Source organism: Croceitalea sp. MTPC6 (genome assembly GCF_036985525.1).
Lineage (GTDB): Bacteria > Bacteroidota > Bacteroidia > Flavobacteriales > Flavobacteriaceae > Croceitalea.
This window is the reverse complement of the sequence record NZ_BTGR01000009.1, coordinates 124586-132228: the sequence shown is the minus strand read 5'-3', so window position 1 is coordinate 132228 and position 7643 is coordinate 124586. Positions and strand designations below refer to the sequence as shown.

At 36.2% G+C, this 7643-nt stretch carries 8 protein-coding genes; 5 read left to right on the top strand and 3 right to left on the bottom strand.

The window, feature by feature from the left end; all coding sequences use genetic code 11:
• Positions 1–230: 230 nt before the first annotated feature.
• The 4 genes from thrS (at position 231) to rplT (ending at position 3434) form a co-directional block, all read left to right on the top strand.
• Entirely contained in the window at positions 231–2171 is a 1941-nt protein-coding gene (gene thrS, locus AACP56_RS15565; protein ID WP_339337937.1) for a threonine--tRNA ligase, read from the top strand.
• 35 nt (positions 2172–2206) lie between these two features.
• Positions 2207–2758, top strand: coding sequence for a translation initiation factor IF-3 (infC, locus tag AACP56_RS15560; protein WP_339337941.1), 552 nt, complete (start codon positions 2207–2209; stop codon positions 2756–2758).
• A 46-nt stretch (positions 2759–2804) separates the two neighbouring features.
• Positions 2805–3002 carry a 50S ribosomal protein L35 gene (gene rpmI, locus AACP56_RS15555; protein ID WP_073181711.1) on the top strand — a complete coding sequence of 66 codons (198 nt, stop codon included), beginning with the start codon at positions 2805–2807 and terminating at the stop codon, positions 3000–3002.
• A gap of 87 nt (positions 3003–3089) precedes the next feature.
• A complete protein-coding gene (gene rplT / locus AACP56_RS15550; protein ID WP_339337935.1) occupies positions 3090–3434 on the top strand; it encodes a 50S ribosomal protein L20 in 345 nt (114 codons plus the stop codon).
• Positions 3435–3489: 55 nt separating this feature from the next.
• Here rplT and AACP56_RS15545 read toward each other — a convergent pair whose 3' ends face one another.
• Positions 3490–3912 carry a secondary thiamine-phosphate synthase enzyme YjbQ gene (locus tag AACP56_RS15545; protein WP_339337933.1) on the bottom strand — a complete coding sequence of 141 codons (423 nt, stop codon included), beginning with the start codon at positions 3910–3912 and terminating at the stop codon, positions 3490–3492.
• A gap of 71 nt (positions 3913–3983) precedes the next feature.
• Between AACP56_RS15545 and AACP56_RS15540 the strand changes: the two genes are divergently transcribed.
• Positions 3984–4778: an HAD family hydrolase gene (locus AACP56_RS15540; protein WP_339337931.1), complete on the top strand. Its 795-nt coding sequence runs from the start codon at positions 3984–3986 to the stop codon at positions 4776–4778.
• Here AACP56_RS15540 and AACP56_RS15535 read toward each other — a convergent pair.
• Entirely contained in the window at positions 4775–6067 is a 1293-nt protein-coding gene (locus tag AACP56_RS15535; RefSeq protein ID WP_339337939.1) for an asparagine synthetase B, read from the bottom strand. The genes AACP56_RS15540 and AACP56_RS15535 overlap by 4 nt on opposite strands.
• Positions 6051–7598 carry a replicative DNA helicase gene (gene dnaB / locus AACP56_RS15530; protein ID WP_339337929.1) on the bottom strand — a complete coding sequence of 516 codons (1548 nt, stop codon included), beginning with the start codon at positions 7596–7598 and terminating at the stop codon, positions 6051–6053. Before dnaB ends, AACP56_RS15535 begins: the two co-directional genes overlap by 17 nt.
• Between the last annotated feature and the right edge of the window lie 45 nt (positions 7599–7643).

The window sequence follows — 7643 nt, the reverse complement described above, 5'->3', positions numbered from 1 at the left end:
GTCTTTTTCAATAAAAATCAAAAAAACTTTTATTTATCTGTATATCAGCAAAATAGATATAAAATAATTTATAAAAATCGGAATATTAAGTTAATACTTTTTTTAGACTCTCCCAAATAACTTATAATCAATGATTTTTATCGAAAAGAATAAAAAATGAAACCACTCTTTATATTGTCGCATTCGCACAAGGTGTTATCTTTGCCACTATTCTAATTTGAAGGTACACGATGATTAAGATTAAGCTACCCGATGGGGCTATTAAAGAAGTTGAAAAAGGGAGCTCTCCTTTAGATGTTGCAAAAAGCATTAGTGAAGGTTTGGCTAGAAACATAATTTCGGCAAAATTTAATGATACTACGGTTGAAACTACAACACCATTAACAGAAGATGGTAGTCTTACTTTGTTTACTTGGAATAATGATGAAGGGAAAAAAGCTTTTTGGCACTCTAGTTCTCATGTCGTTGCACAAGCTTTAGAAGAATTGTACCCAGGGATAAAGCTAACTATTGGTCCTGCTATAGAAAATGGATTCTACTATGATGTTGATTTGGAAGACCAAACAATTTCTGAAAAAGATTTTCCTACAATAGAAAAGAAAGCTATAGAAATAGCTCGCGAGAAACACGATTTTAAAATGCGTGAGGTTTCTAAAAGCGATGCATTAAACTATTACAAAGAGCAAAACAATTCTTATAAAGTCGAGTTAATTGAAAATCTCAATGATGGTGAAATTACTTTTTGCGATCATAGCACCTTTACGGATTTATGCCGAGGAGGACATATTCCCAATACAGGAATCATTAAAGCAATTAAAATACTAAGCGTTGCTGGTGCATATTGGCGTGGTGACGAAAACAATAAGCAGTTAACCAGAGTTTATGGTATTTCATTTCCAAAACAAAAAGAACTTACCGAATACCTAGAATTGCTTGAAGAAGCGAAAAAAAGAGACCATAGAAAATTAGGTGCAGCATTAGAGCTGTTTACTTTTTCACAGAAAGTTGGTCAGGGTTTACCCTTATGGCTTCCAAAAGGTGCTGCTTTAAGGGAACGTTTAGAAGATTTTCTAAAAAAGGCACAAAAAAAAGCTGGTTATGAAATGGTGGTCACACCTCATATTGGTCAGAAAGAGCTTTATGTAACCTCAGGCCATTATGCCAAGTATGGCGAAGATAGTTTTCAACCAATAAAAACGCCTAAAGATGAGGAAGAGTTTCTGTTGAAACCCATGAACTGTCCCCACCATTGCGAAATTTACAATACCAGTCCTTTTAGCTACAAGGATTTACCTAAAAGATATGCTGAATTTGGCACGGTGTACCGTTATGAGCAAAGTGGCGAATTACATGGGCTTACCAGAGTTAGGGGATTCACGCAAGACGATGCGCATATCTTTTGTACTCCAGACCAGCTCCACGATGAGTTCAAAAACGTAATTGACCTTACCTTGTATGTACTAGGCTCCTTAGGGTTTGAAAATTTTACAGCGCAAGTTTCAGTTAGAGATTTAGAGAAGCCAGAAAAATACATTGGGGAAGTTGAAAATTGGGAGAAAGCTGAAAAAGCTATTATCGATGCTGCTGAGGAAAAAGGACTAAATTTTGTGGTTGAAAGTGGGGAAGCTGCTTTTTATGGCCCAAAGCTTGATTTTATGGTCAAAGATGCATTAGGCAGAAAATGGCAATTAGGTACCATACAAGTAGATTACAATTTACCTGAACGTTTTGACCTTACCTACAAAGGCAGTGATAATGAGCTTCACAGACCAGTAATGATACACCGTGCACCCTTTGGGAGCATGGAACGTTTTGTGGCATTATTATTGGAGCATACAGGAGGAAACTTCCCATTATGGCTAATTCCAAAACAGGCTATCATACTGCCGGTCAGCGAGAAACATGAAAAATATGCTGAAAAAGTTTTGAATTCGTTGGAAAATCACGAAATTCGCGCGCTCATTGATAATAGGAACGAGACCGTAGGGAAGAAAATAAGAGAGGCTGAGCTTAAGAAAATACCGTTTATGCTCATCGTTGGAGAGAATGAAGAAGAGGCAGAAACTATATCAGTAAGAAAACATGGTGGTGAGGACATAGGTAGTATATCTATCAGTAAGTTTTCAGACTTGGTTTCAAGAGAAATAAATAGTACCTTAAAGTCGTTCTAAAAAATAAGTTTAATTAAAAAAAGTAAGTCATAGCAATACGTAGAAGATTTAAACCCCAACCAAGAAGGGAAAACAAGAACCCTCACAATATCAATGAAAAAATTCTAGCCCCAGAGGTTAGATTGGTTGGAGACAATGTTGAGATAGGAGTTTATCCTATCAGAAAAGCCTTGGACAAGGCAGAGGAATTGGAATTGGATTTGGTTGAAATATCACCTAAAGCCAAACCCCCTGTTTGTAAAATTATTGACTATAAAAAGTTTCTTTACGAACAGAAAAAACGTGAGAAGGCCATGAAGGCCAAAGCGACTAAGGTAATCGTAAAAGAAATTAGATTTGGTCCTAATACCGATGACCATGATTATGAATTTAAGAAGCGACATGCTGAAAAATTCTTGAAGGAAGGAGCCAAATTAAAAGCATATGTATTTTTCAAAGGAAGGTCCATAGTTTATAAAGACCAAGGAGAAATACTTTTGTTGAGACTAGCTCAGGAGTTGGAGGATTATGGAAAAGTGGAGCAGATGCCTAAATTGGAAGGGAAAAGAATGACAATGTTCTTAGCCCCAAAGGCAAGCAAAAAATAAGTGGGAAGCTGAAAATAATTTCAGCATAAATATATAAAGAGGAAAAATGCCTAAGATGAAAACCAAATCCAGTGCCAAAAAGCGTTTTAAGCTTACCGGTTCTGGTAAAATCAAAAGAAAGCACGCTTTTAAGAGTCACATTTTGACAAAAAAATCTAAAAAGCGTAAGCTTAAGTTGACACACTCTACATTAGTACATGAGTCAGATGTCAATAGTATTAAAGAACAATTACGTTTAAAATAATTGTTCGTTCGGTAAAATTATTAACCCTGGAGTTAGGCTCATATAAAGTGTCATTGTTTGACCGCCTACTACAAAAATTAAAAAGAAATGCCAAGATCAGTAAATGCAGTTGCTTCAAGAGCTAGAAGAAAAAAAGTAATGAAGCAAGCGAAAGGTTACTTCGGAAGACGTAAAAATGTCTGGACAGTAGCAAAAAATGCGGTAGAAAAAGCAATGTTATATGCTTACCGCGATAGAAAAAACAAAAAAAGAACTTTCCGCGCACTGTGGATTACCCGTATTAATGCTGGTGCACGTTTACATGGAATGTCTTATTCTCAATTTATGGGTAAAGTTAAAGCTAATGGAATTGAACTAAATCGTAAGGTTTTAGCGGATTTAGCGATGAATCATCCTGATGCTTTTAAAGCAATTGTTGAGAAAGTTAAATAAAGAATACATAAACTTATCCCACTTAAAAAAATCCCGCTCAATTGAGCGGGATTTTTTAATTTCCGGAGGCAGTTAGAACTAGATTTCTCCCCGAAGCATGGTTGCGATGCTCACATAAATACACGCCCTGCCATATCCCTAAATTTATTTTCCCATCTGTAATAGGTATTTGTATAGAAGCACCCATTAATGAAGCCTTAATATGTGCAGGCATATCATCTGGTCCTTCATAATTATGTATATAATAAGGTGCATTTTCAGGAACCATCTTGTTAATATGACTTTCAAAATCTAAGCGAACGGTTGGGTCTGCATTTTCATTTATAGTAAGACTTGCAGAGGTATGCTTAATAAAAACTTGTAATATTCCAGTCTTCATATATTTAATTTCTGGTATGGCATTCAAAATTTCTGAAGTGATTAAATGGAAGCCTCTAGCGTATGGCTTTAGCTGTATTTGTGTTTGGTAGCATTTCATTTAACTAAATTAATACAAACTTTACAGCATTCCTTTCGTCAAGGATTACCTTTGTACGCTAAAATCAATAAATGGATTTATCAAATATAAAAATGGTGGTTACCGATATGGATGGAACGTTACTAAACTCCAACCATGAGGTAAGCGAACATTTCTTTAGACTATTTGAAAAACTTAAGGAGAGAGAAATCCATTTTGTAGCTGCAAGTGGCAGACAGTACCACAGCATGGTAGATAAACTAGAACCAATTAAAAATGATGTGCTTTTTATAGCAGAAAACGGAGCTATCATTAAAAACAGAGAAGAAGTTTTGTTGACCACTCCGTTAGAACATAAAGACTTGACCAAGATTCTAGAGACAATTTCTCAAGTAAAAGATGCACACCCAGTATTATGTAGTGCTAACAATGCATTCGTTAAGGGCACATCCGACAAATTTTTAAGTATACTTAAAGAATATTACACGCAATTTGAAGTAGTTGAAAATCAACTAGCTGTAACCGATGAAGTTTTAAAAATAGCAATCTATCATTTTGAAAGTTCGGAAAGATTTGTTTACCCACACGTTCAAAAACTTGAAAATAACTTAAAAGTAAAAGTATCTGGTTCTAATTGGGTAGATATATCGCATTCTAATGCGCACAAAGGCTTTGCTCTTGAAAAATTAATGAATGAATACGGACTATCTTCAAATGAAGTTCTAGTATTTGGTGATTACAATAATGACTTGGAGATGCTACAACTATCTGATTATAGTTTTGCAATGGCCAACGCCCATCCAAATGTTAAAGCTATTGCTAAGTATGAGACAACAAGTAACAATGAGTTTGGAGTAGAAAATATTATTGAGCAAATAGTCCGTTAGGTCTTTTGCTTCTTTTTCCTTGCTGCAGGAAACAAAACATTATTTAAAATTAGTCGATAACCAGGAGATGTAGGATGCAACTCTAGTTCTGTTTTAGGGTCTCCAACCCTATGCTGGTAATCTTCAGGATCATGACCGCCATAAAATGTAAAAAAGCCTTTGCCTTTTATTCCATGAATATACCTGGCCTCATTATTTAGTTTAGACTCTCCAAGAACCATAACCGTTGGCTTAACCTCATCTCTTTTAAATGAGGTAGTCTGCCCCATAAAACCTTTGACTAAAGTCGTATGGTTTTGAGTAAGCATGGTTGGTACTGGGTCCCATTTCGCAGAAAATTCCATCAATGAAAAATAATCAGACTCTTTAGGTATTTGTCGTTTAGCTGTCATGTCGATTGAAGAGAATTCATATCGTAACGGATTTCTTTCCAGTACAAAATTTTGAAAAGCGAATGTTCTGCCAAAATCTAGCTGTCCTTGATAATTGGCATCAGATGGGTCACCATCAAACATAGGTTCACATATATCCACTCCGTCGGCCGCCAGAGCAATATCGAAACTATCCGTTGCGGAACACATGGCGAACATAAAACCTCCACCAATTACATATCTTCTAATCTTTTCTGCTACTGCCCCTTTTTCTTCTGAAACTTTATTGTAGCCTAACTTTGTCGCACGTTCTTCAGATAATCTCTTGGTCTCAATGTACCAAGGTGCTGCTCTGTATGCACCATAAAATTTTCCATACTGTCCAGTGAAATCCTCATGATGTAGATGCAACCAATCATATAATGCTAATTTGTCATCCAACACTTCCTCATCATATACCGTCACATAAGGAATTTCGGCATATGTCAGGACCATTGTTACTGCATCATCCCAAGGTTGGTTATCTTTAGGAGAATACACTGCTATTTTTGGTGCTTTTTCAAGAATTACAGCGTCTTGGTTTTGCGAAGGGCTACTAATGGATTCCAATATGCTTTCTGCTTCACTATCCGCTAATACTTCAAAAGAAACTCCACGTATTTGGCATTCCTTACGAATAGCATCTCCATCTGGCATTAAAAAAGACCCACCACGATAGTTCAATAACCATTGTACTTTCTGCTGCTTGTTTAATACCCAATAGGTAATTCCGTAAGCTTTAAGATGGTTTTTTTGACTCTCGGCATCCATTGGAATCAATATAACTGATGCCGAAGCCGAAATTGAAAAAAAGAAAAAAAGAAAGGTGAGATTTCTTACACATTTATCAAATGATATTCCACTAGAAAGGAACGTCATTATCTGAATCTGTTCCTTCTTCATTGAAAGAACTTCCAAAAGCTTCATCTGTACTTGGTAAATTTGGTGTCGCAAATGGATTTTCATCATTTTCATTCATCTTGGATTGAAACTCAAAAGGAGAATCAAAGTCGTCTAAGTTATCAAACTTACCAAGATTTCCGATGAATTTTAACCTAATATTATCGAGTCCCCCATTACGGTGCTTCGCAACAATAAACTCTGCTTGACCTTGGGTAGGGGTACGCTCTTCATCATCCCACTCATCAATTTTGTAGTATTCCGGTCTATATATAAAAGACACAATATCCGCATCCTGCTCAATTGCTCCAGATTCCCGTAAATCTGAAAGTATGGGACGCTTGCTACCTCCTCTAGTTTCCACAGCACGTGATAACTGCGATAAGGCAATCACTGGAACATTTAATTCCTTGGCCAACGCTTTCAAATTTCTTGAAATAGTAGAAATCTCTTGCTCTCGGTTACCTCCTTTTTGACTTCCTCCAGCTGTCATTAACTGTAGGTAATCAATAATAATCATTTTAATACCATGCTGAGAAGCTAACCTTCTTGCTTTGGCACGTAAATCAAAAATAGATAATGAAGGTGTGTCATCTATAAAAAGTGGTGCTTTTTCCAAGGTTTTCACCTTTACATTAAGCTGTTCCCATTCATGTTTTTCCAGTCTCCCTGTCCGTAATTTTTCTGAGGAAAGCCCAGTTTCCGATGAAATTAATCTTGTAATCAATTGTACCGATGACATTTCTAGAGAAAAGAAAGCTACAGGAATTTCTGCATTTACCGCTATGTTCCTAGCCATAGATAATGTAAGTGCCGTTTTACCCATACCCGGTCTTGCAGCAACAATAACCAAATCACTAGGTTGCCAGCCAGAAGTAAGCTTATCCAGTTTATCAAAACCGGAAGGTATACCACTCAAACCTTCTTTGTTAGCTATCTCTTCAATTCGTTTTTTAGCCTGAATCACTAAATTCTGAGCCGTTTCAGCGGAACGCTTTAAATTACCCTGTGTAACCTCATATAGCTTTGCTTCCGCATTATCCAATAAATCAAAAACATCAGTAGATTCATTGTACGCATCTTCAATTACTTCATTCGATATTTTTATCAAACTTCGTTGAATATATTTTTGAAGAATTATACGAGCATGAAACTCAATATGAGCGGAAGAAGCTACTTTTTGCGTGAGTTTAATAAGGTAAAAATCACCTCCAACTGCTTCTAAATGACCATCTTTCTTTAATTGGGAAGAAACGGTTAATAAATCCACCGGTTCGGAAGATTCGAACAATTTAAAGATTGATTCATAAATAAATCTGTGCGCATCTTTATAGAATGCTTCAGGATGAAGAATGTCAATTACTTCATCTACACCTTTTTTGTCAATCATCATGGCGCCCAGTACAACTTCCTCTAAATCAACTGCTTGAGGTGGTATTTTACCCCTCTCTAAGTTAATTATAGTGGATTTGTCTATTTTACGACCTACTATTGGGTTTGGGTTGTCCATGAGTGCGAATGTATGGAATTAACCTTAAGTTAACTTTGAATCTTT

What these genes read in the sequence shown, in the direction of transcription:
- thrS (WP_339337937.1), top strand. Translation starts at nt 231, where the DNA reads ATGATTAAGATTAAGCTACCCGATGGGGCTATTAAAGAAGTTGAAAAA.
- rpmI (WP_073181711.1), top strand. Translation starts at nt 2,805, where the DNA reads ATGCCTAAGATGAAAACCAAATCCAGTGCCAAAAAGCGTTTTAAGCTT.
- rplT (WP_339337935.1), top strand. Translation starts at nt 3,090, where the DNA reads ATGCCAAGATCAGTAAATGCAGTTGCTTCAAGAGCTAGAAGAAAAAAA.
- AACP56_RS15545 (WP_339337933.1), bottom strand. Translation starts at nt 3,912, where the DNA reads ATGAAATGCTACCAAACACAAATACAGCTAAAGCCATACGCTAGAGGC.
- AACP56_RS15540 (WP_339337931.1), top strand. Translation starts at nt 3,984, where the DNA reads ATGGATTTATCAAATATAAAAATGGTGGTTACCGATATGGATGGAACG.
- AACP56_RS15535 (WP_339337939.1), bottom strand. Translation starts at nt 6,067, where the DNA reads ATGACGTTCCTTTCTAGTGGAATATCATTTGATAAATGTGTAAGAAAT.
- dnaB (WP_339337929.1), bottom strand. Translation starts at nt 7,598, where the DNA reads ATGGACAACCCAAACCCAATAGTAGGTCGTAAAATAGACAAATCCACT.